Genomic DNA, 25,503 nt, shown 5'->3' with positions numbered 1-25,503 from the left:
CCCCGTTGACAGTGCCTTCGGGCCTCTATAGATCGCGCTCCACGACACCTGCCCAGGTGGCGGAATTGGTAGACGCGCACGGTTCAGGTCCGTGTGCCGCAAGGCGTGGAGGTTCGAGTCCTCTCCTGGGCACCAAAAAAAGAGCCCCAAGAAACTCAGTTTCTTGGGGCTCTTTCTATTTTGTCGCCCCGTTCCCACAAATGAAGAGAGCTGGGTCTTTCTTAAACGATTTGCGGCCATGTCATTGAAAATTGAGTGATGCGCCTTGATCGTATTTCTTCGAACGACGAGGTCTCGGTCGAAATTGTCATTCAGCTATGGCGAGGACGGATTGGGAAGTGTCGCATCAGCGCTCCAATCGTAGAATCTTATCGAGCGACAAAACACCGGGTCCTTTCGCGATTACGATCAGAAAGCAGATTGCCCAAAGCCCATGCGTTAGCCACGCATCCGGAAAGACAAAAATTTGAATGACAAGTGTCATCACCAGCAAAGCCAGCGCAGACGCACGCGTAAAGAGACCCAAAACCAGAAAGATCGGCATCAGATGCTCGGCAAAGGTCGCGGCAACCGCTGCGATATGTGGGGGAATGACGGGTAGGGCATAGATCTGCTCAAACAGCGTGTAGGTCGAGTCCTTGATTGAGAGGCCATCAACTTTGGTGCGACCGGATTGCCAAAAGATAACGGCCGGAAAAAGGCGAGCGGCCAGCAAGACGACGCTATCTGGAATACGTCCACCCAGCTTTGTGACGTGCGAATATAGGTGAATCAGTCTCTGATTGGTGCTTTTTTCCAAGGTCTGAAACGTCATTTCATCCTCCCATCATTGATATCTGTGATTAGATCGTTGCGGATCAAAAGGACCAGCGCCTCAGTGAGATCAAAGTCTGGTCCCGCTGTGGTGCATGCGGTTGCAAGCGTTTGTCGGGCCAGAATCTGTTGCAGAAAACATCCAATCTCTGGCGGGATCTGCTCAGTGATCATGCTTGCAACGCCGCGCCGCGCGATCAGCACCGTTTCGGGAAGCCAATTCTCCGGTGCTGGCGGCGCGGGGCCACCGGGTTGCTGAGACGCCCAGATGCTTCCAGCAGGCGTCGCGAGGTTCAGCACTTGCACAGAGGCGTGCAGGCAGATGCTATGGTGCTGGGCCAAACTCTTGAGCCGCTCTGAGCTAGCAGGTTTGGCATCGCAAGCGTGATAGGCCCGGCTGCGTGCCCATTCGATACGCGCAACATCGCGAAGATAGGGGAGCGTCGAAAGTGTCTCTAACGAAGCCAAAAACTCGGGAAACTCAACGCCCCAGTCGGTTAAATTCGGGCTGCGCGGGGGGTGGTGTTCGATGAATATCTGCGCCACGCCCGCAAAACAGTCCGTGCCGACCAGGCGCTCAACCGCGGGAAACTGCCGTGCCAGGGCACGCGAAAGCCCGTAGGCGACATTGTTGCGATAGACATTGAAGCGCTGGGCAATCTCTGCCGGATCACCCGCTTGCGCCCCCAAAGGGAGATGATCGCTGCCAAGCGCGGTTTGGAAACTGCGGGCGAACTCAAGATGCGAGGGCATGGCGCGTGTCCGCAAGAAATTGGGCGGCACGATGCGCCTCGGCCATGAGCGTGGCAAAGTCAGGCACGTCATTGTCCCATTCAACCAGGCTTGGAATGGGGCCAAATTTCGAGACTATCTCACCATAAAGTGCCCACACGGGCTCACTCACCGCCTTGCCATGCGAGTCGATCAAAAGCGGGCCCGAGGGCAACTCTTCGCTGTCATGACCCGCCAAATGGATTTCCCCAACTGCGTGCATTGCAAAGGCATCAAGATAGGCACGCGGATCGCTGCGATGGTTCACGCAAGAGACGAAGACATTGTTCACATCCAACAACAGACCACAGCCTGTGCGCTGCGCGATCTGTGCGAGAAATACGGTTTCGGGAATGTCGGATTGTGCGAATGTCAGATAAGTCGCTGGGTTTTCGAGTAAAATCTTGCGGCCAAGAACCTCTTGCAGGCGATCTATGTGTTCACACACGATATCCAGCGTCTCAGCGGTATAGGGGAGAGGCAGGAGGTCATGCATCCAGGTGCCCCCATGACTTGCCCAGGCGAGATGCTCGGAAAAGCTTTCGGGCTGATAGCGGTCGCATAATGTCTTGAGGCGAGTCAGATGGGTCTCGTCCAGCGGATCTGGACCGCCAATCGAAAGTCCGACACCATGGACCGAGATGGCATAATCCTCGCGAAGCCGCTCGAGCATCGCATGCGGCATGCCGCCAGCATTCATATAGTTCTCGGCGTGAACCTCAAAGAAGCCCAAGTCAGGTTGTGTCTCTATTATCGCTGGAAAATGCTCTGGCTTGAAGCCGAGGCCCGTTTTTGCAGGTAACATTTGCGCCTCCGTGATTGGGTAATGGGGCAGACACAAGCCTGCCCCAGAAGTGTGATCACATTTTGATCGGCTCAAGCGAGCCCATGCCATGAGGCGTCTTGATCTCGGCACAAGTGCCTGCTGGGACAAGCTTCCAGGCGTTGCCTTGATAGTCCATCGTGGCGGTGCCAGCGCAGGTGGTGCCGGGACCGGCGGCGCAATCGTTCTGGCCCGCGAGCGCTACGCCAAAACATTTCTCCATCTTCTTTGACATATCGTCGGCCTGTGCTGCGGTGGCGATGCCCAAGGCACAGGTGACGGCGGCGGCGATACCCAAGGTGGTTTCGATCTTGCTCATTTTACTCTCCCAAATTGGTTGCGGGCACGGTGCGGCCCTGTAAACCATTCGCAACCGCGCACCAAAGCGTTACGATATGTGTGCAAAATTTATTTTCCGAGCGGGCTGTAACGAACGGATGTTGCGTGGCGAAGGGACAGAATGATGCATGATCGCCAAGCAGATTGGACGCGATTGCTGCGTGCCGCCAATGCAGGTGATGCGCAGGCCTATAAGGCATTCCTGCACGCGGTTACGCCGGTTTTGCGTGGAGTTGTGCGCGGGCGTTCGGCGGGATTGCCGCCAGACGATTGTGAGGATGTGGTGCAAGAGGTGCTTTTGGCGATCCACCTCAAGCGCCACACTTGGCGCGAAGATGAACCGGCGGCCCCTTGGTGCTACGCGATTGCGCGTCACAAGGTGGTCGATGCGTTTCGTAAACGCGGGCGACGCGTGCACGTGCCGCTTGATGATTTTGTTGAGGTTTTGCCTGCCGAGCCGGTTTCGGACCCGACCGAGCGCAACGATATCGAGAGGGTGATTGACCACCTTGAGCCCCGCGCAGCGCAACTGGTGCGCGCGATTGGGCTTGAGGGACACTCTATTGCTGAGACTGGTGACATGCTGAACATGAGCGAGGGCGCAGTGCGGGTCATGCTGCATCGGAGCCTCAAGAAACTGGCCGAGCTAAGAGAAAGGCTGATCGAGATATGAAAACGGATGATCTGCTGAACATGCTGGGCAGTGACCGGGTCGCAGAGCCGCTTCCTGGCGCTGTTCTCTGGCGTCTGTTGCTTCCCGCTGCGCTGTTTTCTTTTGCTGCGATGGCAGTGGGCTTGGGCGTGCGCTTTCCGCTTTCCCAGACCCTGCTTTCGCCCGAAGTCTTACCCAAGCTGGCGCTACCGCTTTTGCTGGGGATTTTGGCGGCACCTTTGGCATTGCGTCTTGCGCAGCCCTTGGCGCGCGCGCGATTGGCTTGGCTGTGGATTATCCCGATGCTTGGACTTGGGTTGTTGGTGTTTGCGTATCTCACCACGCCGTCCCAGGCACGGATGATGGAATTTACCGGCAAGACAATTCTGCCTTGTTTAGTCTCTATTCCGGCGCTTTCTGTGCCATTGCTGGCGGCGTTTTTGGTGGCTTTGCGACGCGGGGCCGTGATGGCGCCGATGCGCGCGGGGCTGATCGCGGGGCTTGCAGCCGGGGGCTTGGGCACCGCGATCTATGCGCTTCATTGCACCGAAGATAGCCCGCTATTCTATGTCACATGGTATGGGGCCGGGATCGCGATCACCGCGGGGCTTGGCGCCTTGATCGGGCGCTCTGTGTTGCGTTGGTGAACGCGCTCAGCCCGGCAGAACGGCGAGTTCGTCCAAAAAGGCGGCATGCAGTGCGGGGTTGGCTACGATCAGCCCGTTGGCTTGCGGCATCGGCGCGTTAAAACGCAGGGGCCTACCCTCTCGATCGGTCGTGTACAGACCTGCGCGTTCGGCAATCAAGCTTGCGGCGGCCGTGTCCCATTCCCACGCCGGCCGCATTGAAATTGTCGCGTCGAACTGCCCCTCAGCAACCAGACATAGCCGCCAAGCCAGAGACGAGCGGAAATGGCGCTGATAGCCCGGCACGCCGCGTTTCCATTGGCTTGGATTGTCCGAAAGCTTCGACGTCAGTACCTCTGCGCCAGCGATTTCTGCGCGGGTATTTGTGGTAATCTGCATGCCGTTCAGCATCGCAGGGCCATCAAGCACCGCACTATAGGTCATGCCCAGAGCGGGCATATGCACGACACCAGCCACCACGCGCCCGGCCTTTGTCACCGCAAGCGCGTGGGCAAATCCGCCATCCCCTTGCAAATAAGCGCGCGTGCCATCAATCGGATCGATGATGAAGCAGTAGTCTGCGCCAAGACGCGCGGGGTCATCGACGCTTTCTTCAGACAGCCAGCCGTAATCAGGCCGGGCCGTGCGCAACGCATCTTCGAGCATTGCATTCACGGCAAGATCAGCCTCAGAAACAGGGCCCGCCCCATCGCCCTTATCCCAGGCTTCAGGGGCATTTTTCCAATAGCGCAGCGCGATCTTTCCCGCCTCTTCGGCAGCCTCGCGCAGAAGCGTCAAATCAGTCTCCGGCAAGCGTCATCCCTTCGATCAAAAGGGATGGCACGATCTGGCTCAGGTGGAGGCGGGCATCATTAGCTGGACGGATCGAGCGCAACATCTCGCGCAGATTGCCCGCGATTGTGCATTCGTTGACGGGATACTGAATCTCGCCGTTCTCGACCCAAAAGCCCGACGCGCCGCGTGAATAATCGCCGGTATTGGGGTTGATCGTGGCGCCGATGAACGAGGTCACCAACAGCCCCGTGCCCATGTCAGCCAGCAGATCGGCGCGGCTCTGATCGCCTTGGGTCAGTGTCACATTGCCGGTGCCGGGTGATGGTGGGGCTGAGGTGCCGCGCCCGGCATTGGCGGTCGAGGTCAGCCCCAGCTTGCGCGCCGTTGCCAGATCAAGAGTCCAGCTGCGCAACACACCGCTGTCGACAATGGCGCGGCGCATCGTTGGCAGGCCCTCGGCATCAAACGGACGCGAGCCCGAAACACGTTTGCGATGGGGCTCTTCGATCAGCGAAAGCGCATCGGGAAGCACCGGCTGATCCATCGCGTCACGCAGCCATGAGGCCCCGCGCGCAATTGCTTGACCGTTCACCGCTGCCAAAAGATGCCCGATCAGCGAGCCCGAGATACGTTCGTCCAGCAGCACCGGATAGGCACCCGTTTTCGGGCGGCGCGGATTGGCACGGGCCGCTGCGCGTTCGCCCGCAAGACGCCCGATTTCGGCGGCACCGGGCAAATCGGCCTGAAAAATGCGGCTTTCGGCGGCCCAGTCGCGCTCCATCGCGAGGCCCTCGCCCGAGATCGCCACGGCAGAGGTCGAGCGGGAACTGCGGCTGTAGCCACCGCTGAACCCGTTGCTTGCGGCCATATGAATGCGACGAAAGCTGTAGGCGGCAGAGGCCGATTGCACCTGATCAACGCCCGTCACCGCAAGCGCGGCCGCCTCGGCCATGCGCGCGTCTTCTTGCAAAGCGGCGGCGGCGGGTTCGTCGCTAGGGTCGGCCAATTCCAGAGCGTCGGCATCCCAGTCCTTGGCCAGATCGGCGGGGTCGGCAAGCCCGATATAGGGATCGCGCGGGGCCTCGCGGGCCATGGCGACGGCACGTTCGGCCATTTGCTCCATGGTGCGGGCGGAAATATCCGAGGCCGAGACACAGGCCTGACGCCCGTCCATCAACACCCGCAGACCGATCTCGACCCCCTCAGCGCGTTCGGCCTGTTCAAGCTGACCTGCGCGTACATCAATCGCGACGGATCGGCCATCAACGGCGATCGCATCGGCCTCGGTTGCGCCGGCGCGCTTTGCGGCTGCCAGCAATGCTTCGGTCAGCTTGGGCAGGGATTGCTCGGTCATGCTTACCTCATGAAAGACTCGGGGCCGCCCGGTCGCGCCGGACGGCCCCGGTTGTTCTGCTGCGTCTCTTACTGGACGCGTTGACCATTGACGAGGATTTCCCCGCCATCTTTGAATTCAACTTGCGACTGCATCTCATCATCGCCGGTGGGCTTGGCGTAAAGGCCCAGCATCATCCGACCGAACATCACCTGATCTTGCGGCACAAGCCCGGCAGCTACGAGGTTATCCATCAGGGCATTTGCGCCTTTCAGGGTAAAATCAAGCGTGCCAACGGGTTTCGGGACCGGCCCGGAATTGTCAAATTTCAGCGCACCAGTGCCGCGCAGATCCGCCCCTGCAACGGTCAGTTGCAGCGCGTTTACATCGGCACTGTCCACCTTGAGCGGTGGGGCAGGCATATTTGCAGCCTCGGGTGAGAACAGATCAGAGGTTACCGTTGTGTTGCCCGAAAGATCAATGACCAAGCTTGCAGGATCACGCGGCAGCTTGCCTTGCGGATCAAACAGCGACCAGACGTTGTCTGACAGTGTCAGCCCCTTGAGCGCAATCTTCGCCTTATAGGGCTGGGTGTCGGTCGAAGAGGTCACCGGGATGGTGAAGTCAGCGTCCATTTCGTCCAGCGCCGCCGAGACCGGGAAGGGCAGCTTTTGAGAGGTCATGTCGATCTTGGCCTTGGTCCCGGTTGCAGCGTAATGTATGCCGTCCTTGGCCATTTTGACGTCGATTGTGCCTGTATCGGCACTGCTTTTGATGGTCACGGGGCCTTCCTTGGAATCCGCCGTGAGCTCATAATTGCTTGGACCGTAGCTCGCTTTAAAATCGAGGTTCATGCCAGCGCTCAGCGCTTCATCAAGCTTCTCCATCGCGGCGCCATTGGGCAGAATGAAATTGCCGGAGTAATCAAGATCGGCAAGCTGGCCGCTCATGTTGAATGTGCCGCTCGATTCCGGGTCGGCGCCCGAGGCGGTGAATTTCACCATAGCGCTTTTGACTTGCGAGGTGACGTCATGGCTATCGCCCTGCTTCATCTCATAGCGCCCGGTCGTGTTGTCGATCGAGGCCCAGACCTTAACCGGCATCGTCGCACCTTCTTTGCCGATTTTCTGATCCACCTCGATCGTCATGTTCGGGGCGGTGATATCGTAGATCATATCCTCGGGTGAACCCGACACGATGACCGAGGTGCCCTTTTGGGTCATCACCATACTCATCTGCATCGGGTCTTTTTTCGGCAGATCGGCGGTTGCCTCAGCGGTCATTTTGTCAGCAAGCGTAGCCTCGACGGTGCCATCGCCGCGATCGCGCAGTTTGATCTCAGGGATGGTCATGGTGAAACTCGAATCATTCACTTCATTGACCAGTTTCACATCAGATACGTTGAGTGTGTCGCCCTGACGGTCTGTGCTGCCGCTAAGCACCTGATAGCCATAGGCCTCATAGCCTTTTTGCCAAGCATCCCAGACCTGTTCGGGCGTGACATCCGCAAAAGCGGCCGTCGTCGAGAGCAGCGAGACGCAAAGCGCGCCGATTCCAGCCGTATTGACCCGTGCCATAAACGCACCTTTCCTGATACCTAGATCTTGGCGCTATCCTCTTGTGACCTTGGATAATGGTCAAGGGGCAGCGGCGCTGATAAAGCCTATCAAACCGCCCAGAAACGGAGATGTGCATGATCCGGCTCACGATTGACGAAGGTTTTTGGCTTGTCACCCTTGATCGGCCGGACAAAGCGAACTCTCTGACGGGCGAAATGCTGGCAGAAATAGCCGATATTGCGCAACGGGCGCGGGTCGAAGGGGCGCGTGTTTTCGCGATCACCGGGGCCGGCAGGGTGTTTTCGGCGGGGGCCGACCTGGATGAGGCGCGCGCCGGACTTGCCACGGATCCGGTCTGGGAGCGGCTTTCAGGGGCGATTGCAGCGCTGCCGTGTCTGAGTATCGCAGCGCTCAACGGCACTTTGGCGGGGGGCGCAATGGGCATGGCGCTGGCATGTGATCTGCGTATCGCTGTGCCGGGTGCGAAGGTGTTTTATCCGGTAATGAAACTCGGGTTTTTGCCCCAACCCTCCGATCCCAAGCGGATGGTGGGACTGATCGGGCCAGCGCGCACAAAGATGATATTGATGGCGGGGCAGAAAGTGCCGGTCGAAGAGGCGCATCTTTGGGGGTTGATCGACCGCATTGTCGCCCCCGATCGCCTGCTTGCAACGGTGCAAGAGTTGGCCAGCGATGCGCTGGGCGCGAAAGCCGCTCATGTTGGTGCAATCAAGGCATTGATTGATTGACGAAAAAGCCCGGAGGCAAACCCCCGGGCTTTTGATTTGGGCACAAGCCTGCGTTTAAGCAAACATGCTTTCTTTGCCGAAATGCTTTACGAGCATGTAATAGACCACGGCGCGATATTTGCTGCGCTCAGAGCGGCCATAGGTCTCGATCACGGAATCGATCGCATCCATCAGCGCGGGGCCATCGGCCAGTCCGAGCTTTTTGACGAGGAAGTTGTTCTTGACGGTCTCAAGCTCGGATTTATCCGATCCAGCGACGGTCGAGGCGTCGGCATTATAGATCGAGGGCCCGCAGCCGATCGTCACTTTGGTCAGCAAAGCCATATCCGGGGTCATGCCGCATTTGCTTTTCAGATCGTCCGCATATTTGGCGATCAGCTCGTCTCTTTTTCCCATGTGTCCCACCTGTAGAAATGTTTTGTCCTGCAGAAATCAGGCGCAGGCAGGGTAGGACGATATAGCAAAATTACAAAGCCAAATCTCCACCCGCGGAATTCTGTGCGACCAATGGCCCCTTGCTGCGAGATTGCAGGGGAAGGGGAGGCAAAGAAAAACCGCGCCCGGAGGCGCGGCTTTGGCGTTTGCACGAACGCTGATTTTAGTAGCGGTAATGTTCCGGCTTATAAGGGCCGTCCACGGTCACGCCGATATAGGACGCCTGATCGGGACGCAGTTGGGTTAGCTTGACGCCAATCCGATCCAGATGCAGACGCGCGACTTTCTCGTCCAGCGCTTTGGGCAGGATATAGACGCCGGGCTGATACTCGTCGCCCTTGGTCCACAACTCGATCTGTGCCAGCACTTGGTTGGTGAAGGAGGCCGACATCACGAAAGACGGGTGACCAGTGGCATTGCCAAGGTTCAACAAACGTCCTTCGGACAGCAAAATGATGCGATTGCCCGAGGGCATCTCGATCATGTCGACCTGTTCCTTGATATTGGTCCATTTGTGGTTCTTGAGATTGGCGACCTGAATTTCATTGTCGAAATGGCCGATATTGCCAACGATCGCCATGTTTTTCATCTCGCGCATATGCTCGATGCGGATGATGTCTTTATTGCCGGTGGTGGTGATGAAGATGTCGGCGCTATCCACAACATCCTCAAGGATTACGACCTCAAACCCATCCATCGCGGCTTGTAGCGCGCAGATCGGGTCGACCTCGGTGACCTTGACGCGCGCGCCTGCGCCCAATAGCGACGCCGCGCAGCCCTTGCCCACATCGCCATAGCCGCAGACCACGGCGACCTTGCCCGCCATCATCACGTCGGTGGCGCGGCGGATGCCGTCAACGAGCGATTCCTTACAGCCATATTTATTGTCGAATTTCGATTTGGTGACGCTGTCATTCACATTGATCGCGGGGAAGGGCAGCAGGCCCTTTTTGTGCAGATCATACAGGCGATGCACGCCGGTCGTCGTTTCCTCGGACACGCCCTGAATGGCGTCACGCTGTTTGGTGAACCAGCCGGGGCTTTCTTTGAGACGCTTTTTGATCTGATTGAACAGGCAGATTTCCTCGTCCGAGGTGGGCACTTCGATAATATCGGTTTCGCCCGCCTCGACCCGCGCGCCCAGCAGGATATACATCGTCGCATCGCCGCCATCGTCGAGGATCATGTTGCAAGTCCCCTCGGGGAACTGGAAAATCTTGTCGGTATAAGACCAGTAATCTTCCAGCGTCTCGCCCTTGATCGCGAAGACAGGCGTGCCGCCCGCCGCAATCGCGGCCGCTGCGTGGTCTTGCGTCGAATAGATGTTGCAGCTGGCCCAACGCACATCTGCGCCCAACGCCTTGAGCGTCTCGATCAGCACGGCGGTCTGGACAGTCATGTGCAACGACCCCGCGATCCGCGCGCCTTTGAGGGGCTTCGTCGTGCCAAATTCTTCCCGACACGCCATCAGGCCCGGCATTTCGGTTTCAGCAATGTCGAGTTCCTTGCGGCCATAATCGGCCAGCGAGATATCCTTGACGATGTAGTCGGCCATGCTCGGCTCCTAAAAGTTCATTTGCGCCGTATGTAGCACTGGTAACTTAACCCGGCAATAACGGCACTGAACGTTGTCAGGTGGCGGGCAAAATGCCTTCTTTGTGCAGCAGAGCAATCGGGTTGTCGCCGCTTTTCCAGTCAATCCCGGAAGAGACCACGCACGACACGCCATCAGCGCGGGTGTATAGCGCCGTCCAAGTGCCCATAACCTTGGAGCCCAACAATTCCAGCTTGCGATGCGGCCCGAGAGATTTTTCAAACTGCGGACTTTCCGCAAAATCATGGTCAAGCACTTTGAGCATCTTGCCACGATGGTCGCAGTACGGCACATCCGGAGATTGCGACATTCCGATTGTGGTGATTTTGTCAAAGGCGGACAGGTCGCCATAAGGAATATTGGCAGTGTCTGAATCCATCGGGCGACCATTGCCCACATAGCCGTCCAGCATAATCTGACGAGGCGTTTCCACCTGCAAGTCGACGGTATTGCTCACGCTCGCCAAGGCGATCGTTGCGGGAATGCTAAGCGCCAGAACGCCAGCGAAGATAACTTTTGACTGTGAGAACTTCATGCAGCCCTCCTCTCACTAAGTGTTGAACCCAAAACGCATGATGAAGTGAAATGTTCCCGCGAAAGCTTGAGTTTACATGCGAACCGGTCTTGGCTAGGGGTCTGAAGGCCTTTGGTTAAATATGCATGGAGCGGATTTTCGGATGAAACGCGCGTGGCAAAGAATGCTCTCGGGGCGTCGACTGGATCTGCTGGATCCGACGCCAGTTGATATCGAGGTCGAGGATATCGCGCATGGACTTGCTTTTGTAGCACGCTGGAACGGGCAGACGTTCGGGGATTGGCCCTATTCGGTGGCTGAGCATTCGCTTTTGGTCGAGCAGATTTTCACCCGTCAGAATCCGAAATCTGACCCGCGCTGGCAATTGGCAGCCCTTCTGCACGACGCGCCGGAATATGTTCTGGGCGATATGATCAGCCCGGTAAAAGCGGCGATTGGTGAAGGCTATGGCGAACTGGATACGCGGCTTGTTGCGGCAGTGCATATCCGTTTTGGCCTGCCCGCAGCCTTGCCTGTCAAAATAAAGCGCGCAATCAAAAAGGCCGATATCCTTTCGGCCCGCCTTGAAGCCGAGCAGATCGCGGGATTTTCAAAGATTGAAGCAGATCGTATTTTTGGCAAGATTGATGCGCAAGTCGCGGCGGATTATGAAATTCGCCTGCGCCCGCCATCGCTGGTGCGTAAGGATTACACCCAGCGTCACGCGGATTTGCTGACGCGGATGGCGATCTGAAAAAGGCCCGCTATTAGCGGGCCCTTTTAATGCGATCGAGTTAGTTTCAGATCGCGAGATCATCCATCGACTTGCCTGCATCCAGTGCGGCTTGCACCCAAAGCGGCTTGCGTCCACGCCCGGTCCAAGTCTGGCTTGCATCGGCAGGATTGGCGTATTTCGGTGCCACCGTGCGGCGCGGCTTGACGCCACCAGCGCTGGTCAGCTCTGCCAAAGAATAGCCCATATCACGGGCGGTTTTTTCAAGCTGGTCGATCGCTTCTTTTTTCTTGCGATCCTGAAACGACTCGATTGCCTTATCGACCCGCTTGCGGAGCGATTTTAGCTCGTCCAGCGGCATATTTTCTAGATCCATGTGAATACCTCGATTACTGGTTATTCGGGTAAACATAACATATTCTATAGATTTGCAAGTTAGATTTTAGTTACCGTGGGCTGCGCTTGGCAAGAATTCGCTGCAACGTCCGGCGATGCATATTTAACCGACGCGCTGTTTCCGAAACATTACGATCGCATAATTCGTAAACGCGCTGGATGTGTTCCCAGCGCACGCGATCCGCGCTCATTGGGTTTTCGGGCGGTGGCGGCAGATCTTCGCCGCGGGCCAATAGCGCATTCGTAATGTCGGTCGCATCGGCAGGTTTCGCAAGATAATCCGTCGCGCCCATCTTTACCGCCGCAACTGCCGTAGCGATTGCACCATAGCCGGTCAGCACGACAATCCGGGCATCAGCGCGTTTTTCACGCAACAATTCGACGACATCCAGCCCGCTGCCATCCTCAAGCCGCAGATCGATAACGGCATAAGCTGGCGCGCTTGACTGCACGATGGCGCGCCCGGCGGCCACTGTTTCGGCGGTCTGGGGTTCAAATCCGCGCTTTTCCATTGCCCGTGCAAGACGGGTCAGAAACGGCACGTCGTCATCGACGAGAAGAAGCGAACGATCCTGCCCGATATCGGCGTTGTTTTCGTCTACCATATCAATCCCCGGCGTGTTGCGCTTGTCTGGTTCTAAGAGGTTGCGCCTCTGCGGTCAATTTCCGCTTTTCGCACCCTTCCACGCGTCAATAAAACAACCGATACGGTCGGCCATTTCTGCAGGTGGCGTGTCGCGGTTGAAGTATTCGACAAAGCCGATATCGGGAAACACCAGATAGCTTTGCGTCGAATGGTCGATCAGCGTGTAAGGGTCGCCCGGATTTTGTACCTTATAGTAGGTGCGATATTCCTTTGAGACCTGCTTGATTTGCTCAGGAGTGCCCGTCAGCCCGATCATTTTCGGGTCCATGATGTCGGTGAATTCCTTGAGCAGCTCTGGCGTGTCGCGTTCAGTATCGACGGAGATAAAGACCGGCGTCACCGAATAGCCTTTTTTCGCAAGCAGTTCGGTCGCCTCGGCATTGCGCGCATTGTCCAGCGGGCAAACATCGGGGCAATAGGTATAGCCGAAATACAAAAGGCTTGGTTCGGTGATCACGTCCTTGTTGGTCACCTGTTTGCCGTTTTCATCGGTCAGGGTGAACGGACCGCCGATTTGATCAGTGCCACCGGCAACCACGCTGGATCGGCATTGCGCAAAAATATCGCGGTTTTCGTTGCGCGAGATGGAAAACCAAGCTGCACCAAGGCCCATCGCGACGATGGCGGCGGCGGCGAGTGCGGCGGTGGATGTTTTCATTGTGAATGCTCCTTCATCACACTCCATTGATCGCGCGAGAGCGGGCGACTATCAATGCTTTGGTGCAGGTTTTTATTCACTGCGCCCTTTCGACGCGGAGAAAAAATGTCCCAGCGCCACGAGGCTCAGCTTGGTCCCCCTGAAACGCATCAGGATTGGGTGCGTCTGCGCACGCTGATTTATCTGCGCTGGGCGGCGATTGTGGGGCAGCTTGGCGCCATCATGATCACTTATTACGTTTATGATATCGCCTTGGATTTGCCGCTGTGCCTAGCGACTGTCGGCGCGGCGGTCGCGGCAAATATTGTCGCGATCTATCTGTTTCCCGACACCAAACGGCTGACCCAGACCGAAGCTGCTGCCACTTTGATGTTCGATATGGCGCAACTGGCGCTGCTGTTGTCGATTACGGGCGGGCTGAATAACCCCTTTGCGTTGTTAATTCTGGTTCCGGTGACGATCGCGGCGACGGCGCTCAAAAGCTCGGCCACGATCATTTTGGGTTTGGCGACGATGGTGATGATCTCGATCGTCGCGCTGGTCTATCTGCCGCTTGAGACGCATTCAGGCGAAGTTCTGACCGTGCCTGCGGTTTTTGAGTTTGGCTATTGGCTGGCAATTGTGATTGGCGTCGCGTTTCTGGGGGCTTACGCGCATACGATTTCCAACGAGAACCGTTCGATGGGTGATGCGTTGCGTGCGACGCAACTGGCGTTGGCGCGTGAACAGAAGCTAACCGATCTGGGCGGGGTGGTAGCCGCCGCCGCGCATGAGCTGGGCACGCCTTTGGCGACGATTAAACTGGTGTCGTCCGAGCTGGCCGATGAGTTGGATGCCTATCCCGAGCTGCGCGACGATGCGCTGTTGATCCGCGAGCAAGCGGATCGGTGCCGCGATATTTTGCACTCGATGGGGCGGGCGGGCAAAGACGATTTGCATCTGCGCACAGCCCCGCTTTTGGCGGTGCTGCGCGAGGCAGCGGAACCGCATTTTGAGCGCGGCATCGACATTCTTTTCGATACGCGGCCCCTGCCGGGCGGGAGCGAACGCCAGCCCACGATCTACCGCTATCCTGAACTGATCCACGCGCTGCGCAATTTTGTGCAAAACGCGGTGGATTTCGCGCGCACCACCGTCTGGGTCGAGGCGGAATGGGATAATGAGACGATCCGCGTGCGGGTCAGCGATGATGGGCGTGGCTATCCCAGCAATGTGTTGAGCCGCATTGGCGACCCGTTCTTGCAGCCGCGCTCCAATGCCTCTGAGCGCAAGGAATATGAGGGCATGGGCTTGGGTGTTTTCATTGCAAAGACCCTGCTTGAACGCACCGGGGCGCAGCTTGCGTTTTACAATGGCGATGCACCCTATGGCGCGCAGTCAGATAAGCCGTTGCGCTGTGGGGCGGTGGTCGAGGTGCGCTGGCCTGCCGCCCAAATTCTCGCCCCTGAAAATGGTGCGCTCGGTCTCAACCAACCGATCACCGTTTAAATTTCTCAAATTTGCCAGTTTTGCTTAACGGGGCATTAACCTCTTCTCACCCATTCTTGCCTCGGGACAGGTAAGAGAGGCCAGGTGATGGCAAATGTTTGGTTTGAGGCTGCGCTGATTGCGCTTACCTCGATTGGCTCGGGCGTGCTGGCGCTTATTATCCTATGGAATGTCATAGGGGACGGCGTTGCGTCGAGGCGCGCTACTGCCACACATCCGGAGCTGGAAGAAACCGTTTTCCTGTTTGATGACGAGGTGCTGGTCGATGCCAGTGGCCCGGCACGTGCGCTGCTTGAGGCGACTCCGATGGGCGCCAGCGATTGGGCGCGTCTGTCAGCGTTTATTGCGCCGCGCTTTCGGGACTTTACCGCGCAGATGGCGTCTTTGGCGGAACGTGGACGGATCGAACTGACGGGCAAAGAGGGTGACTGCGAGCTGCGACCGCTGCAACTGATCGCCGAAAATGTGAACGGGCTGGCGCGCATTACGCTGAGCGATCCCAATGCTGAGGGTCACGGAGTGCTGGTCGACAGCCTGTCGCAATGTGCGCTTGAAGATGAGTTGGAAATGATGCGCCAAACGCTGGACCGCTCGCCTGCATTGGCGTGGCGCGAGGATGAAAACGGTGTCATCGGCTGGGCGAACCGAGCCTATATTTTGAAGTCAGGCGCATTTGAGGCCACGGAAGACGGGTTCGTCTGGCCGCTCCCTTCTTTGTTTCAAATCGACACGGATCTGGTCGCCACGGGGCCGCGAAGGTTGGCTTTGGATACCGTTGATGGCGCCAAATCCTGGTATGACTGTCACTCTTTTGCGCTGCATTCGAGCGTGCTGCATTTTGCGCTGCCCGCCGATGCGACCGTGCGTGCAGAAAAGGCATTGCGCGACTTTGTGCAGACTTTGACCAAGACGTTCGCGGATCTGCCCATCGGGCTCGCGATTTTTGATCGCCAACGGCAGTTGCAACTGTTCAACCCTGCGCTGATTGATCTGCTCCAACTCAGTCCGCAATTTTTGTCGGGTCGCCCGACGCTTTATGCCTTTCTTGATCGCCTTCGTGAGGCGCGGATGATGCCCGAACCCAAGGACTATCGCAGTTGGCGTTTGCAGATGACCGAGCTTGAAAATGCTGCCGCAGCCGGGTTTCATTCCGAAACATGGAGCCTGCCGGGTGGGCAGACCTATCGCGTGACCGGGCGTCCGCATCCCGATGGGGCCGTGGCGTTTCTGTTCGAAGATATCTCGGTGGAAATCGCGGCAACCCGTCGCTTCCGGGCCGAGTTAGAGATGAGTCATGAAGTGCTTGATCAGATCGAGGATGCTGTCGCGGTGTTCCAATCCAGCGGGGAATTGCTGCTGTCCAACAGCGCCTATGCGCGAATGTGGTCGCTCGATCCCGAGGCGGTTTTGGGCCAGATGACCCTGATTGATGCAATCGGGCATTGGCAACAAGGCTGCAAGCCGACCGCATTTTGGGCGAAACTGCGCGAGCGTGCCAATCGGATTGGCATGCGCGACAGCTTGAGCGAAACGATTTCGCTGCGCGATGGGCAGGTCCTGACATGCCAGCTGAACACCCTCAATAGCGGCGCATTGATGGTGCGATTTCTGAACCCCGTCGTCACAAGCACCAAGCGCGCCGCAACGCCTCGACGCAAGACGAACCTAATCGCGCATGGTTAACCCCTTGCAGAGCGCGGGCAGGGGCGTAAAACTCGCGCCATGCAATCACCTGCGCCCTGCCTGAATTTGCCCGATCCTGACGCGACCAGCCGGTTTGGCGCGGTCGTGTCCGAGGTGCTGAACCGCGGCGATGTCTTGCTGCTCGAAGGGCAGATCGGGGCGGGCAAGACCCACTTCGCTCGAGCGCTGATTCAGCATCGTTTGGCGGCACAGGGTTTGCATGAAGATGTGCCCTCACCGACCTTTACGCTCGTTCAAACCTACGAGGCGGATTGCGAGATTTGGCATGCCGACCTGTATCGGCTGAGCCATCCCGACGAGCTGTTCGAATTGGGGCTTGAGAGTGCTTTTGAAACAGCGATCTGTCTTATTGAATGGCCGGATCGATTAGGCTCTAACGCGCCTAAAAATGCTCTGACACTCTCGTTTGAATTGGTGGATGAGGGACGCTCGCGCCGGGTTTGCCTGAGCGGGAATATCGCCTTGGCGGACCGGATTAGGGAGCGTTGGAATGGTTGACCCCAGCGCGCTGGACCGATTTTTGCTGCGGGCGGGCTGGGCCGATGCGACACGCGAGCCGTTGGCTGGCGATGCCTCTGCGCGCAGCTATGATCGACTGACGCAAAAAGGTGAAACAGCGGTCTTGATGAAGGCCGAGCCGGGGGACGAAATGGCTCGGTTCTTGCGCATCGGAGCCCATCTTGCGCAGGCTGGGTTTTCGACGCCCAAGGTGCTTGCGCGTGCCGAGCATGATGGTTTTCTTCTCCTCGAGGATTTCGGCGACACATTGGCGGCGCGCGCCTTGACGGAGTCGCCCGCCCGCGAGGCCGAAATCTATGGGCGCATCACCGATCTTTTGTTGGCGCTGCAAGACGTCTCGCCGCCCGATGACTTGCCGCTTCTGAATGGTCCCGCGCTGGCAGAGCTATTGGCGCTGACCCCCGCATGGTATCCCTGTCTGTCGCCTGAGATCGCCGCGCGGTTGGCCGAAAAGATCGCAGCGCTTTACACCGATTTAGCGCTAGAACCGAGCGGGATTTGCTTGCGCGATTTCCATGCCGAGAACATTATTCTGCTTGATCGTCCGGGCGTGCGCGGCCTTGGCCTGTTAGATTTTCAGGATGCGGTGCTGTGTCATCCAGCCTATGACTTGGTCTCTGCCTTGCAAGATGCGCGCCGCGACGTATCGCACGTTTGCGCAGACCGCGAAATCGTGCGGTTTGCGACGCAAAGTGGGATTGAACCGGGCCGCTTCGCTGCGATTTATGCCTTACTGGGCACCCAAAGAGCGCTTCGCATTCTGGGAATTTTCGCACGACTCTGTCTGCGTGATGGCAAGCCGGGCTATCTGGCACTGATGCCACGGGTCTGGCGCAATATTGAACTCAATCTGCGCCACCCGGCTCTGGGCGACATCGCTCAAGATCTGCGCGCCGCCTATCCCGCGCCAACCGCCGAACGTATTGCCGAACTGGAGGCCGCATGCGCGACACGCCGCAATCCTTAATGCTGTTCGCTGCCGGGTTTGGTACGCGCATGGGGGCGTTGACCCAGACCCGTCCCAAGCCCTTGGTCGAAGTGGCGGGCAAGCCGTTGATTGATCATGCCCTGGAGTTAATCGAGGCGGCAAAAGTTGAACGGGTGGTTGCAAATGTTCATTACCTCGCGGATCAGATCGAAGCCCATTTGATCGGCCGCAACGTCTTGATCTCGGATGAGCGGGCGCAAATTCTTGAGACCGGTGGTGGCTTGCGTAAGGCGCTTGGGCTGCTTGGTGAGGGGCCGGTGATGACATTGAACACCGATGCTGTCTGGCGCGGAGAAAATGTGATCACGCAACTTCGCGATCATTGGGATGGCACAAAGATGGATGCGCTGCTTGCCTTGGTGCGCCCGGAAAATGCGATGGGGCATCGGGGCGCAGGGGATTTCACGATGGATGCGCAAGGGCGGCTCACGCGTGGCGAGGGCTATGTCTACACCGGGGCGCAAATCCTGAATCCTGCGGAAATAGGCTCTGTTTCTGAGGATGTCTTCTCGCTCAATCTGCTGTGGGACGCGATGATCGCCGGTCGGCGGGTCTATGGTGTGGTCTATGAGGGCGGTTGGTGTGACGTTGGCCAAGTCAGCTCAATCGCTTTGGCTGAAACCCTGCTTGAAGGACGCGCTTGATGGCTGTCTTTGCGCTTCCACCGGGTGTGGACTTCCCCAAAGAACTGGTCACCGGTCTACTGGAGCGTATGCAATCGCAGCCGCCGGAGGCCATCGCGCGCGTTCAGCTTTATCTGAACTCGGGCCGCATGCTGCGCCGCGTTCGCGAAGAATTTCAACGCTCTGGGGCGCGCTATTTGCCGCGCCTACGCCTTGTCAGCGATTTGGGACAAGACCCGCTTGCAGGCTTGCCGCTTGCGGTATCATCGTTGCGGCGCAAGCTTGAACTGGCGCAATTGGTTGAACAATTGACCCGAGCCATTCCGGCGTTTGAGGCTGGCTCTAGCCATTTCGCACTGGCCGAGAGCCTCTCTGCACTGATGGCCGAGATGCAAAGCGAAGGGGTTCATCCTGATGTACTTGAGGACCTCGAAATTGCGGAGAGCCATGCCGAACATTGGCGTCGCAGTCTTGATTTCATCCGTATCGTCGCGCGCTACTTTGACGACGATGCTGCGTTGGATTCCGAGGCGCGCCAGCGCCAGATCGTAGAGGCGATCGCGCAGGGTTGGGAAACGCACCCTCCCAAAGATCCCGTTATCGTTGCGGGCTCCACGGGGTCGCGCGGGGCGACTGCGGCGTTCATGTGTGCGGTGGCGACACTTGAAAATGGCACCATCATCTTGCCGGGTTTTGATCGCGAGATGACGGATGCCGCATGGAAAAGTCTCTATTCCGGCGTGTTTCCGATCGAGGATCACCCTCAGTTTCGCTTTCGCGCGTTGCTGGACAAGATGGATCTGGCTATTGGCGATGTCGGCGAATGGCGTGACATTGACCCACATGACCGTGCGCGCAATCGCTTGATCTCGCTTGCGTTGCGCCCGGCACCTGTCACGGATCAGTGGCGCAGCGAAGGGCGCGAGCTTGGTGACCTGCGTGAGGCTTGCCAAGGGCTTACTTTGATCGAGGCGCGCGATCCACGAGAGGAGGCCTTGGCCCTCGCGTTGGTCCTGCGCGAGGCGGCAGAAACTGGCACGCGTGCCGCGTTGATCACCCCGGACCGCCTGCTTGCGCGTCGGGTGACCTCTGCGCTGGATCGATGGGGAATCATCCCAGATGACAGCGCCGGCCAACCACTGCAACAAACAGCGCCAGGGCGCTTATTGCGCCATGTTGCATCGTTTCGGGGGCAGGCGCTGACGATTGCTGATCTTCTGGTGCTGTTGAAGCATCCGCTATGCGCGACGGGCGCAGGGGCGACCGCGCGTGGTCAGCATTTGCGTCTGACCCGAGACCTCGAACTCGAGCTACGGCGCAATGGCCCGGCGTTTCCCGCGCCCGATGCTTTGCGGATTTGGGCCGAGAAGAAAGCCCAAGATCGCACGGTTTGGGTCGATTGGTTGTCGGGCGTCTTAGACGGGTTCGCTGCACCAGAGAAAGCGCCTCTTTCCGCCAATGTAGACACTCATTTGGCGTTGACGAGCCTGATCGCCGCCGGTCCAGAAGGCTGCGTTGAAACCAGCGAGCTGTGGCGCGAAGAAGGTGGGCGTGAGGCGCTTCGTTTGATGCAAGAGTTGCAGCGCGAAGCTGCGCATGGCGGTGAAATCTCGCCCTCGGCCTATGCCGACTTGATCAACCGACATTTGCAAAGCGGGATCGTGCGCAGCGGCATGGCGTCGCATCCGCTGATTGCTATTTGGGGCACGCTCGAGGCGCGCGCGCAGGGTGCGGAGCTACTGATTTGCGGCGGGCTGAATGAGGGAAGTTGGCCCGAAGCCCCCGCGCCTGATCCTTGGTTGTCGCGGCAAATGCGGCTTGCGGCGGGGTTGTTATTGCCCGAACGTCAAATCGGTCTGTCGGCGCATGATTTTCAGCAAGCGCTCGGGTCGAAACGGGTAGTTTTGAGCCGTGCGCGGCGCGATGCCGAGGCAGAAACGATCCCCTCACGCTGGCTCAACCGCATTTTGAACCTCGTTCAAGGCTTGCCAGATCAGCATGGACCCGACGCGATCGACGCGATGCGTAAACGAGGCGTGCGATGGCTGGAGATGGTCAAAGCCTTTGAAGCGCCCCGAACGCAGCTGTCCCCCGCCACACGTCCGTCGCCGAAACCACCGGTGCCGCAGCGGCCCAAGAACCTATCGGTTACGGCGGTGCAGACCCTTATCCGCGACCCCTACGCGATCTATGCCAAGCGCGTGTTGCGACTCTTTCCGCTCGATCCGATGCGCCCGGCGCCTGACCCTCTGTTGCGCGGCCAAATCTTGCACGAAATCGTTGAGCGGTTCACCCGAACGCGCGCGGTTGAAGAGACTGCAGATGCCGCGCGTGATCGGTTGATGGCGATCACGGATGCTGTTCTGGAGACTGAGGTGCCTTGGCCCAGCACACGACGGATCTGGCGCGCGCGGATTGCGCGCATCGCCCAGACCTTTAGCGAGGATGAAGTGCAAAGATGGCAATCTGGCACACCCGCCGTGATTGAAGAAAAGGTCACTATTCCGCTTGAAAATGACGATTTCACGATCACAGCGAAGCCTGACAGAATAGATCTGCTCAGCGACGGGACGGTCCGAATTTACGACTATAAATCGGGCGCGTTGCCAAGCGAAGCCGAGATCATCGCGTTCAACAAGCAGATGTTGCTTGAAGCTGCGATGGTCGAGCGCGGCGCGTTTGAGGGGCTTGGGGCGCGAACCGTTCGGGAGATGACATATGTGCGTCTTGGCGGTCGCGGCGAGACCCGGGAGGTCAAAGGCAAATCGAAGGATCGCACCGAGACCCCCGACGAGGCTTGGGCGCGATTGCGCGAATTGGTTGCGCGGTATCAGCGCCCGTCGCAAGGGTTCACCGCGCGGCGCGCCATGCAAAAGACGCCCGACCGTAGCGACTACGACCTACTCTCGCGTTTTGGCGAATGGGATGTGACCGATAAGCCCGAACCGGAGGAACTTGGATGAGTCGTGACGAGGCGAGCCAACGGCAAATTCAGGCCTCTATGCCGCGCGATTCTGTCTGGCTTGGCGCGAATGCGGGCTCGGGCAAGACCAAGGTTCTGACCGATCGAGTCGCAAGGATGCTGCTGAACGGGACCGAGCCGCAGCGGATTTTGTGCCTCACCTACACCAAGGCCGCTGCCGCAGAGATGCAGAACCGGCTTTTGAAATTGCTTGGCGGTTGGGCCATGATGGAGGAGGTCAAGCTTCGGACATATCTCGCAGATCTGGGCGAAGAGGGTGTGATTACAGATGAACGCCTTGCTGACGCGCGACGCCTTTTTGCGAAAGCGATCGAGACGCCGGGTGGTCTGAAAATTCAAACGATCCACGCGTTCTGCGCCTCGCTTTTGCGCCGGTTTCCTTTGGAGGCTGAGGTGCCTCATGGGTTCAGCGAAATGGATGATCGCGCTGGCGACTTGATGCGCGAAGATCTTCTGGAAGAGATTGCGCTTGGCCCGGATCGCGCGGTGCTCGACGCGGTTTTGCTGGCCTATTCTGGCGAAGACCTTGGAGTAATTTGTCGCGAAATCAGCCAGAACAGAGCCTTTTTCATTCCAAGCCGTAATCTCTCAGATATTTTCCGCAGCTATGGTTTGCCCGGTGATCTGACGGCGCAAGCTATCACGAACCGCGTCTTTGAGGCGGGTGATCTAGAGTTGATCCAATCCGCCGCTCCTGCCTGTTTGGCGAGCAGTGCAAATGACCAGAAGCTGGGTGTCGTATTCTCGCAAATTGAGTCGCTTGATCTGACTGCATTGGAACGCTTGGCCGATGTGATGAACAACAAGGGGACCGCGACGGTGCCGTTTGGCCCCAAGGGCGATAAACTTTTGACCAAGGCCTTGCAGAACAAGCTTGGGGAGGCGGTCTGCGAGGGGCTCAAGGATTTGGCCGAGCGGGTGGCGAGTGCCCGAGAAGAGCGACTAGCCTTTGCTGCGGCAGAGCGCAGCCATGTGCTGCATCGGTTCGCACAGATATATCTGCCTCGAATTGCGCGCTACAAAGCGCAACGAGGATGGCTTGATTTCGATGATCTGATTGAACGAGCGGCGGCGCTTCTGTCGAATCCCTCAGTCGCGCAATGGGTGTTGTTCAAGCTTGATGGTGGCATTGATCATATTCTGGTTGATGAGGCCCAAGATACCAGCCCCGGCCAGTGGCGCGTGATCGAACGGATCGCAGATGAATTCACCTCGGGTCAGGGCGCGCGCGAGGCGGATCGAACTTTGTTTGTCGTGGGGGATCGCAAGCAGTCGATCTATTCCTTTCAAGGTGCGGACCTTGAGCATTTTGAGGCGATGCAGAGCCACTTTCAGGCGAAATTCGAAGGTATCGGCGCGCCGCTGCGTCCGCTGGAACTGGAGCATTCCTTTCGCTCTTCGGCAGCGATTTTGCGCGTCGTTGATCTCAGCTTTGCGCAGGGGGCGGTGCAGGGTCTGGGCGGGCCGCCAAACCACATCGCGTTTCAGGCGGAGTTGCCGGGGCGAGTCGATCTCTGGCCAGTGGTCGCGCAAGAGACCCAAAAAGAGGACAGCGACTGGCAAGATCCCGTCGATCTGGTGGGCGAAACCTCGGATACGGTGGTGCTGGCCCGCGCGATTGCGTCTGAAATTCGCGCAATGATTGATCAGGGCGTCCAAATTCCAGATCGCGATGCACCCGAGGGCGCGCGACCGGTGCATGAGGGCGATTTCCTGATCCTCGTGCGTCGGCGTTCTGATTTGTTCGCTGAAACCATTCGCGCGTGCAAAGCGACCAATTTGCAAGTTGCGGGTGCGGATCGCTTGAAATTGGGTGCCGAGCTGGCGGTGCGCGATATCCGCGCGCTTCTGGCGTTTCTTGCGACCCCCGAGGATGATTTGTCTTTGGCCGAAGCGCTTCGTTCACCGCTTTTGTGTTGGAGCGAGGCGGAAGTCTATGACTTGGCGCATGCCCGCGAGGGCTATTTGTGGCAGGCGCTGCGCAAATCTGAAACGCGCCCCGACACGCTCGCAATCTTGCACGACTTGCGCGATCAAGCGGATTTTCTGCGACCGTTTGAGCTGATCGAGCGGCTTTTGACGCGTCATGCCGGGCGTGAGCGGCTATTATCACGGTTGGGTGCAGAGGCAGAAGACGGCATCGATGAACTGATATCGCAGGCATTGGCCTTTGAACGCAGCGAAGTGCCAAGCCTGACCGGGTTTCTGGGATGGCTCGAGGCGGACGAGGTTGAGGTCAAGCGCCAGCTGGAAGGGGCGGGGCGTGCCATTCGGGTGATGACCGTGCATGGCTCAAAGGGGCTGGAATCCCCGATCGTGATCTTGCCCGATACCGCGGAGCGCAAACCGAAAAACGATGCCCAGGTGGTGCGCTTGGAGGGTGAGGTCGCAGGCTGGAGCGTCACCAAAGAGGCCGCACCCGATGCGCAACGTCAAGCGCAACAACGAAGCGCCGCGCAACGCGAAGCGGAGGCGCTGCGCTTGCTTTATGTGGCGATGACGCGGGCAGAGAAATGGTTGATCGTCGCGGCCGCCGGCAAGACGGGCGAGGGCGAGGACAGTTGGTATTCGCGCATCGCTGAAGGCATGAAATTGGCGGGACTAGAGACGGTTTCTGCCTGTGGCGCGCCGCTAAAAGACCTTGGCGAATTGCAGCGACATAGTCATGGCAACTGGCCTGAGGCTTTGGGTGTCCCACATGCCAATACCCGTGAACCATCTGTGAATGAGCTTCCCGATTGGATCTTTCAGTCTGCGCCAAATGTCGTGCAGACCGAAGCGCCTCTTTCACCCTCTGACCTTGGCGGAGCCAAGGCGTTGCCCGGTGAGGGGGCGCTGCTTGATGAGGAGGCTGCGAAGCGACGTGGGCGTCAATTGCACCTTTTGCTCGAACATCTGCCGCAGCGCGATCAAGCCGAGTGGCCCGACGTCGCCCGCTCGCTTCTTGGTTATGGGGAGGACGCTCTGCTTTGGGACGAAATAGAGCCTGTTTTGGCCGAAGCTGTTCGCGTTTTGACGGCCCCGAACTTGGCGCCTTGGTTGAGTGAGAGTGCCCTGGCCGAGGTCGAGATCAGCGCCGAACTGCCCGAGTTGGGTCATCGGCGCATCCATGGCTTCATCGACCGGCTAGTGATTGATGCGGATGAAATTCGTGTGCTTGATTACAAATCTAACGCCGTAGTGCCCGAAACGCCCGATCAGGTGCCAACCGGGATCGTGCGTCAGATGGCAGCCTATCGCGGGGCATTGCGCCTGATCCATCCTGGCATGCCAGTGCGCTGCGCTATTTTGTGGACGGCCTCGGGCGAGGTGATGCCGCTCAGTGACGCACAGCTTGATGCGTCATTGCGCACACCCCCTGTATCTTGACGCAGGCCGGGGCGGACCATACGTTCACACCAACCGAATTTTCAGGAGGCTGATATGGCTACCGTTGCTGTTACCGACGCCACTTTCGATGAAGAAGTGCGCAAATCCGACGTTCCCGTCGTCGTTGATTTCTGGGCCGAATGGTGCGGCCCCTGCCGGATGATCGGTCCGTCGCTTGAAGAACTGTCCGAAGAAATGTCGGGCAAGATCAAAGTTGTGAAGATTAACGTCGATGAAAACCCTGACAGCCCGGCGACGCTGGGTGTGCGCGGGATCCCGGCGCTGTTCCTGTTCAAGGACGGCGAGGTCGTTTCGAATAAAGTCGGTGCCGCCCCCAAAGCCGCGCTGCAAAGCTGGATCGAATCGTCGATCTGAGGGTTTTGAAACTGCTAC

General features: G+C 58.3%; 25 protein-coding genes and 1 tRNA gene. 13 read left to right on the top strand and 13 right to left on the bottom strand.

What is annotated here, in order from left to right:
- Positions 1-50: 50 nt before the first annotated feature.
- Positions 51-135, top strand: a tRNA-Leu gene (locus AB4874_RS06435).
- Between the two features lie 211 nt (positions 136-346).
- Here AB4874_RS06435 and AB4874_RS06430 read toward each other — a convergent pair.
- The 4 genes from AB4874_RS06430 to AB4874_RS06415 are packed head-to-tail and all read right to left on the bottom strand — an operon-like array spanning position 347 to position 2,726.
- Positions 347-814 carry a DoxX family protein gene (locus tag AB4874_RS06430; RefSeq protein ID WP_368391360.1) on the bottom strand — a complete coding sequence of 156 codons (468 nt, stop codon included), beginning with the start codon at positions 812-814 and terminating at the stop codon, positions 347-349.
- Positions 811-1,566, bottom strand: a complete 756-nt coding sequence (locus tag AB4874_RS06425) for an HvfC/BufC family peptide modification chaperone (RefSeq protein WP_368391359.1) — start codon at positions 1,564-1,566, stop codon at positions 811-813. Before AB4874_RS06425 ends, AB4874_RS06430 begins: the two co-directional genes overlap by 4 nt.
- Entirely contained in the window at positions 1,550-2,389 is an 840-nt protein-coding gene (gene bufB / locus AB4874_RS06420) for an MNIO family bufferin maturase (RefSeq protein ID WP_368391358.1), read from the bottom strand. Before bufB ends, AB4874_RS06425 begins: the two co-directional genes overlap by 17 nt.
- 55 nt (positions 2,390-2,444) lie before the next feature.
- Positions 2,445-2,726: a BufA1 family periplasmic bufferin-type metallophore gene (locus tag AB4874_RS06415; RefSeq protein ID WP_295530766.1), complete on the bottom strand. Its 282-nt coding sequence runs from the start codon at positions 2,724-2,726 to the stop codon at positions 2,445-2,447.
- A 144-nt stretch (positions 2,727-2,870) separates the two neighbouring features.
- Here AB4874_RS06415 and AB4874_RS06410 point away from each other — a divergent pair, with 144 nt between their 5' ends.
- Both AB4874_RS06410 and AB4874_RS06405 read left to right on the top strand, forming a co-directional pair.
- On the top strand, positions 2,871-3,419 hold the full coding sequence (locus tag AB4874_RS06410) for a sigma-70 family RNA polymerase sigma factor (RefSeq protein WP_295530768.1): 549 nt from the start codon (positions 2,871-2,873) through the stop codon (positions 3,417-3,419).
- Positions 3,416-4,045, top strand: a complete 630-nt coding sequence (locus AB4874_RS06405) for an NrsF family protein (protein WP_368391357.1) — start codon at positions 3,416-3,418, stop codon at positions 4,043-4,045. The genes AB4874_RS06410 and AB4874_RS06405 overlap by 4 nt, the downstream gene beginning before the upstream one ends.
- Positions 4,046-4,051: 6 nt before the next feature.
- On the opposite strand, the gene AB4874_RS06400 is transcribed toward AB4874_RS06405, so the two are convergent.
- From AB4874_RS06400 to AB4874_RS06390, 3 genes are all read right to left on the bottom strand, one after another.
- Positions 4,052-4,837 carry a 3'(2'),5'-bisphosphate nucleotidase CysQ gene (locus AB4874_RS06400; RefSeq protein WP_368391356.1) on the bottom strand — a complete coding sequence of 262 codons (786 nt, stop codon included), beginning with the start codon at positions 4,835-4,837 and terminating at the stop codon, positions 4,052-4,054.
- Positions 4,824-6,173 carry a TldD/PmbA family protein gene (locus AB4874_RS06395; RefSeq protein ID WP_368391355.1) on the bottom strand — a complete coding sequence of 450 codons (1,350 nt, stop codon included), beginning with the start codon at positions 6,171-6,173 and terminating at the stop codon, positions 4,824-4,826. The genes AB4874_RS06400 and AB4874_RS06395 overlap by 14 nt, the downstream gene beginning before the upstream one ends.
- Positions 6,174-6,241: 68 nt before the next feature.
- Positions 6,242-7,729, bottom strand: a complete 1,488-nt coding sequence (locus AB4874_RS06390) for a DUF2125 domain-containing protein (protein WP_368391354.1) — start codon at positions 7,727-7,729, stop codon at positions 6,242-6,244.
- A 116-nt stretch (positions 7,730-7,845) separates the two neighbouring features.
- On the opposite strand from AB4874_RS06390, the gene AB4874_RS06385 reads away from it, so the two are divergent.
- Positions 7,846-8,460, top strand: coding sequence for an enoyl-CoA hydratase/isomerase family protein (locus AB4874_RS06385; protein ID WP_368391353.1), 615 nt, complete (start codon positions 7,846-7,848; stop codon positions 8,458-8,460).
- 54 nt (positions 8,461-8,514) lie between these two features.
- On the opposite strand, the gene AB4874_RS06380 is transcribed toward AB4874_RS06385, so the two are convergent.
- The 3 genes from AB4874_RS06380 to AB4874_RS06370 all read right to left on the bottom strand — a co-directional run bounded on the left by AB4874_RS06380 (position 8,515) and on the right by AB4874_RS06370 (position 11,024).
- Entirely contained in the window at positions 8,515-8,856 is a 342-nt protein-coding gene (locus AB4874_RS06380) for a DUF2853 family protein (protein ID WP_368391352.1), read from the bottom strand.
- 202 nt (positions 8,857-9,058) lie between these two features.
- Positions 9,059-10,450 carry an adenosylhomocysteinase gene (gene ahcY, locus AB4874_RS06375; protein WP_368391351.1) on the bottom strand — a complete coding sequence of 464 codons (1,392 nt, stop codon included), beginning with the start codon at positions 10,448-10,450 and terminating at the stop codon, positions 9,059-9,061.
- Between the two features lie 76 nt (positions 10,451-10,526).
- Positions 10,527-11,024 (bottom strand): hypothetical protein, encoded by a 498-nt coding sequence (locus AB4874_RS06370; RefSeq protein ID WP_368391350.1) that lies wholly within the window; start codon positions 11,022-11,024, stop codon positions 10,527-10,529.
- A gap of 142 nt (positions 11,025-11,166) precedes the next feature.
- Between AB4874_RS06370 and AB4874_RS06365 the strand changes: the two genes are divergently transcribed.
- Positions 11,167-11,757 (top strand): HD domain-containing protein, encoded by a 591-nt coding sequence (locus AB4874_RS06365; RefSeq protein ID WP_368391349.1) that lies wholly within the window; start codon positions 11,167-11,169, stop codon positions 11,755-11,757.
- A gap of 46 nt (positions 11,758-11,803) precedes the next feature.
- Here AB4874_RS06365 and AB4874_RS06360 read toward each other — a convergent pair whose 3' ends face one another.
- The 3 genes from AB4874_RS06360 to AB4874_RS06350 form a co-directional block, all read right to left on the bottom strand.
- Positions 11,804-12,112 carry an H-NS histone family protein gene (locus tag AB4874_RS06360; RefSeq protein WP_295530795.1) on the bottom strand — a complete coding sequence of 103 codons (309 nt, stop codon included), beginning with the start codon at positions 12,110-12,112 and terminating at the stop codon, positions 11,804-11,806.
- Between the two features lie 70 nt (positions 12,113-12,182).
- A complete protein-coding gene (locus AB4874_RS06355; protein WP_295530798.1) occupies positions 12,183-12,737 on the bottom strand; it encodes an ActR/PrrA/RegA family redox response regulator transcription factor in 555 nt (184 codons plus the stop codon).
- A gap of 54 nt (positions 12,738-12,791) precedes the next feature.
- On the bottom strand, positions 12,792-13,436 hold the full coding sequence (locus AB4874_RS06350; protein WP_368391348.1) for an SCO family protein: 645 nt from the start codon (positions 13,434-13,436) through the stop codon (positions 12,792-12,794).
- 105 nt (positions 13,437-13,541) lie between these two features.
- Between AB4874_RS06350 and regB the strand changes: the two genes are divergently transcribed.
- From regB to trxA, 8 genes are all read left to right on the top strand, one after another.
- A complete protein-coding gene (gene regB / locus AB4874_RS06345) occupies positions 13,542-14,924 on the top strand; it encodes a sensor histidine kinase RegB (RefSeq protein WP_295530802.1) in 1,383 nt (460 codons plus the stop codon).
- An 87-nt stretch (positions 14,925-15,011) separates the two neighbouring features.
- Positions 15,012-16,607: a PAS-domain containing protein gene (locus tag AB4874_RS06340; protein ID WP_368391347.1), complete on the top strand. Its 1,596-nt coding sequence runs from the start codon at positions 15,012-15,014 to the stop codon at positions 16,605-16,607.
- Positions 16,608-16,646: 39 nt separating this feature from the next.
- Entirely contained in the window at positions 16,647-17,126 is a 480-nt protein-coding gene (gene tsaE, locus AB4874_RS06335; RefSeq protein ID WP_368391346.1) for a tRNA (adenosine(37)-N6)-threonylcarbamoyltransferase complex ATPase subunit type 1 TsaE, read from the top strand.
- A complete protein-coding gene (locus AB4874_RS06330) occupies positions 17,119-18,114 on the top strand; it encodes an aminoglycoside phosphotransferase family protein (RefSeq protein ID WP_368391345.1) in 996 nt (331 codons plus the stop codon). The genes tsaE and AB4874_RS06330 overlap by 8 nt, the downstream gene beginning before the upstream one ends.
- Entirely contained in the window at positions 18,090-18,779 is a 690-nt protein-coding gene (locus tag AB4874_RS06325; protein WP_368391344.1) for a nucleotidyltransferase family protein, read from the top strand. Before AB4874_RS06330 ends, AB4874_RS06325 begins: the two co-directional genes overlap by 25 nt.
- A complete protein-coding gene (addB, locus tag AB4874_RS06320) occupies positions 18,779-21,721 on the top strand; it encodes a double-strand break repair protein AddB (RefSeq protein WP_368391343.1) in 2,943 nt (980 codons plus the stop codon). Before AB4874_RS06325 ends, addB begins: the two co-directional genes overlap by 1 nt.
- Entirely contained in the window at positions 21,718-25,110 is a 3,393-nt protein-coding gene (gene addA / locus AB4874_RS06315) for a double-strand break repair helicase AddA (RefSeq protein WP_368391342.1), read from the top strand. Before addB ends, addA begins: the two co-directional genes overlap by 4 nt.
- Before the next feature lie 54 nt (positions 25,111-25,164).
- Complete coding sequence (gene trxA / locus AB4874_RS06310; protein ID WP_038127961.1) at positions 25,165-25,485, top strand: thioredoxin; 321 nt, start codon at positions 25,165-25,167, stop codon at positions 25,483-25,485.
- Positions 25,486-25,503 lie beyond the last annotated feature (18 nt).

The sequence above is a fragment of the Thioclava arctica genome, assembly GCF_040892615.1.
In the GTDB taxonomy this organism is placed as follows: domain Bacteria; phylum Pseudomonadota; class Alphaproteobacteria; order Rhodobacterales; family Rhodobacteraceae; genus Thioclava; species Thioclava arctica.
Note: the sequence above shows the minus strand (reverse complement) of the source record. Positions and strands in the feature narration are given on the sequence as shown.

Excerpts from the sequence above, each read along its gene's own strand:
- AB4874_RS06430 (WP_368391360.1), bottom strand. The coding sequence starts at position 814 with ATGACGTTTCAGACCTTGGAAAAAAGCACCAATCAGAGACTGATTCAC.
- AB4874_RS06425 (WP_368391359.1), bottom strand. The coding sequence starts at position 1,566 with ATGCCCTCGCATCTTGAGTTCGCCCGCAGTTTCCAAACCGCGCTTGGC.
- bufB (WP_368391358.1), bottom strand. The coding sequence starts at position 2,389 with ATGTTACCTGCAAAAACGGGCCTCGGCTTCAAGCCAGAGCATTTTCCA.
- AB4874_RS06415 (WP_295530766.1), bottom strand. The coding sequence starts at position 2,726 with ATGAGCAAGATCGAAACCACCTTGGGTATCGCCGCCGCCGTCACCTGT.
- AB4874_RS06410 (WP_295530768.1), top strand. The coding sequence starts at position 2,871 with ATGCATGATCGCCAAGCAGATTGGACGCGATTGCTGCGTGCCGCCAAT.
- AB4874_RS06405 (WP_368391357.1), top strand. The coding sequence starts at position 3,416 with ATGAAAACGGATGATCTGCTGAACATGCTGGGCAGTGACCGGGTCGCA.
- AB4874_RS06395 (WP_368391355.1), bottom strand. The coding sequence starts at position 6,173 with ATGACCGAGCAATCCCTGCCCAAGCTGACCGAAGCATTGCTGGCAGCC.
- AB4874_RS06390 (WP_368391354.1), bottom strand. The coding sequence starts at position 7,729 with ATGGCACGGGTCAATACGGCTGGAATCGGCGCGCTTTGCGTCTCGCTG.
- AB4874_RS06385 (WP_368391353.1), top strand. The coding sequence starts at position 7,846 with ATGATCCGGCTCACGATTGACGAAGGTTTTTGGCTTGTCACCCTTGAT.
- AB4874_RS06380 (WP_368391352.1), bottom strand. The coding sequence starts at position 8,856 with ATGGGAAAAAGAGACGAGCTGATCGCCAAATATGCGGACGATCTGAAA.
- ahcY (WP_368391351.1), bottom strand. The coding sequence starts at position 10,450 with ATGGCCGACTACATCGTCAAGGATATCTCGCTGGCCGATTATGGCCGC.
- AB4874_RS06370 (WP_368391350.1), bottom strand. The coding sequence starts at position 11,024 with ATGAAGTTCTCACAGTCAAAAGTTATCTTCGCTGGCGTTCTGGCGCTT.
- AB4874_RS06365 (WP_368391349.1), top strand. The coding sequence starts at position 11,167 with ATGAAACGCGCGTGGCAAAGAATGCTCTCGGGGCGTCGACTGGATCTG.
- AB4874_RS06360 (WP_295530795.1), bottom strand. The coding sequence starts at position 12,112 with ATGGATCTAGAAAATATGCCGCTGGACGAGCTAAAATCGCTCCGCAAG.
- AB4874_RS06355 (WP_295530798.1), bottom strand. The coding sequence starts at position 12,737 with ATGGTAGACGAAAACAACGCCGATATCGGGCAGGATCGTTCGCTTCTT.
- AB4874_RS06350 (WP_368391348.1), bottom strand. The coding sequence starts at position 13,436 with ATGAAAACATCCACCGCCGCACTCGCCGCCGCCGCCATCGTCGCGATG.
- regB (WP_295530802.1), top strand. The coding sequence starts at position 13,542 with ATGTCCCAGCGCCACGAGGCTCAGCTTGGTCCCCCTGAAACGCATCAG.
- AB4874_RS06340 (WP_368391347.1), top strand. The coding sequence starts at position 15,012 with ATGGCAAATGTTTGGTTTGAGGCTGCGCTGATTGCGCTTACCTCGATT.
- tsaE (WP_368391346.1), top strand. The coding sequence starts at position 16,647 with ATGCAATCACCTGCGCCCTGCCTGAATTTGCCCGATCCTGACGCGACC.
- AB4874_RS06330 (WP_368391345.1), top strand. The coding sequence starts at position 17,119 with ATGGTTGACCCCAGCGCGCTGGACCGATTTTTGCTGCGGGCGGGCTGG.
- AB4874_RS06325 (WP_368391344.1), top strand. The coding sequence starts at position 18,090 with ATGCGCGACACGCCGCAATCCTTAATGCTGTTCGCTGCCGGGTTTGGT.
- addB (WP_368391343.1), top strand. The coding sequence starts at position 18,779 with ATGGCTGTCTTTGCGCTTCCACCGGGTGTGGACTTCCCCAAAGAACTG.
- addA (WP_368391342.1), top strand. The coding sequence starts at position 21,718 with ATGAGTCGTGACGAGGCGAGCCAACGGCAAATTCAGGCCTCTATGCCG.
- trxA (WP_038127961.1), top strand. The coding sequence starts at position 25,165 with ATGGCTACCGTTGCTGTTACCGACGCCACTTTCGATGAAGAAGTGCGC.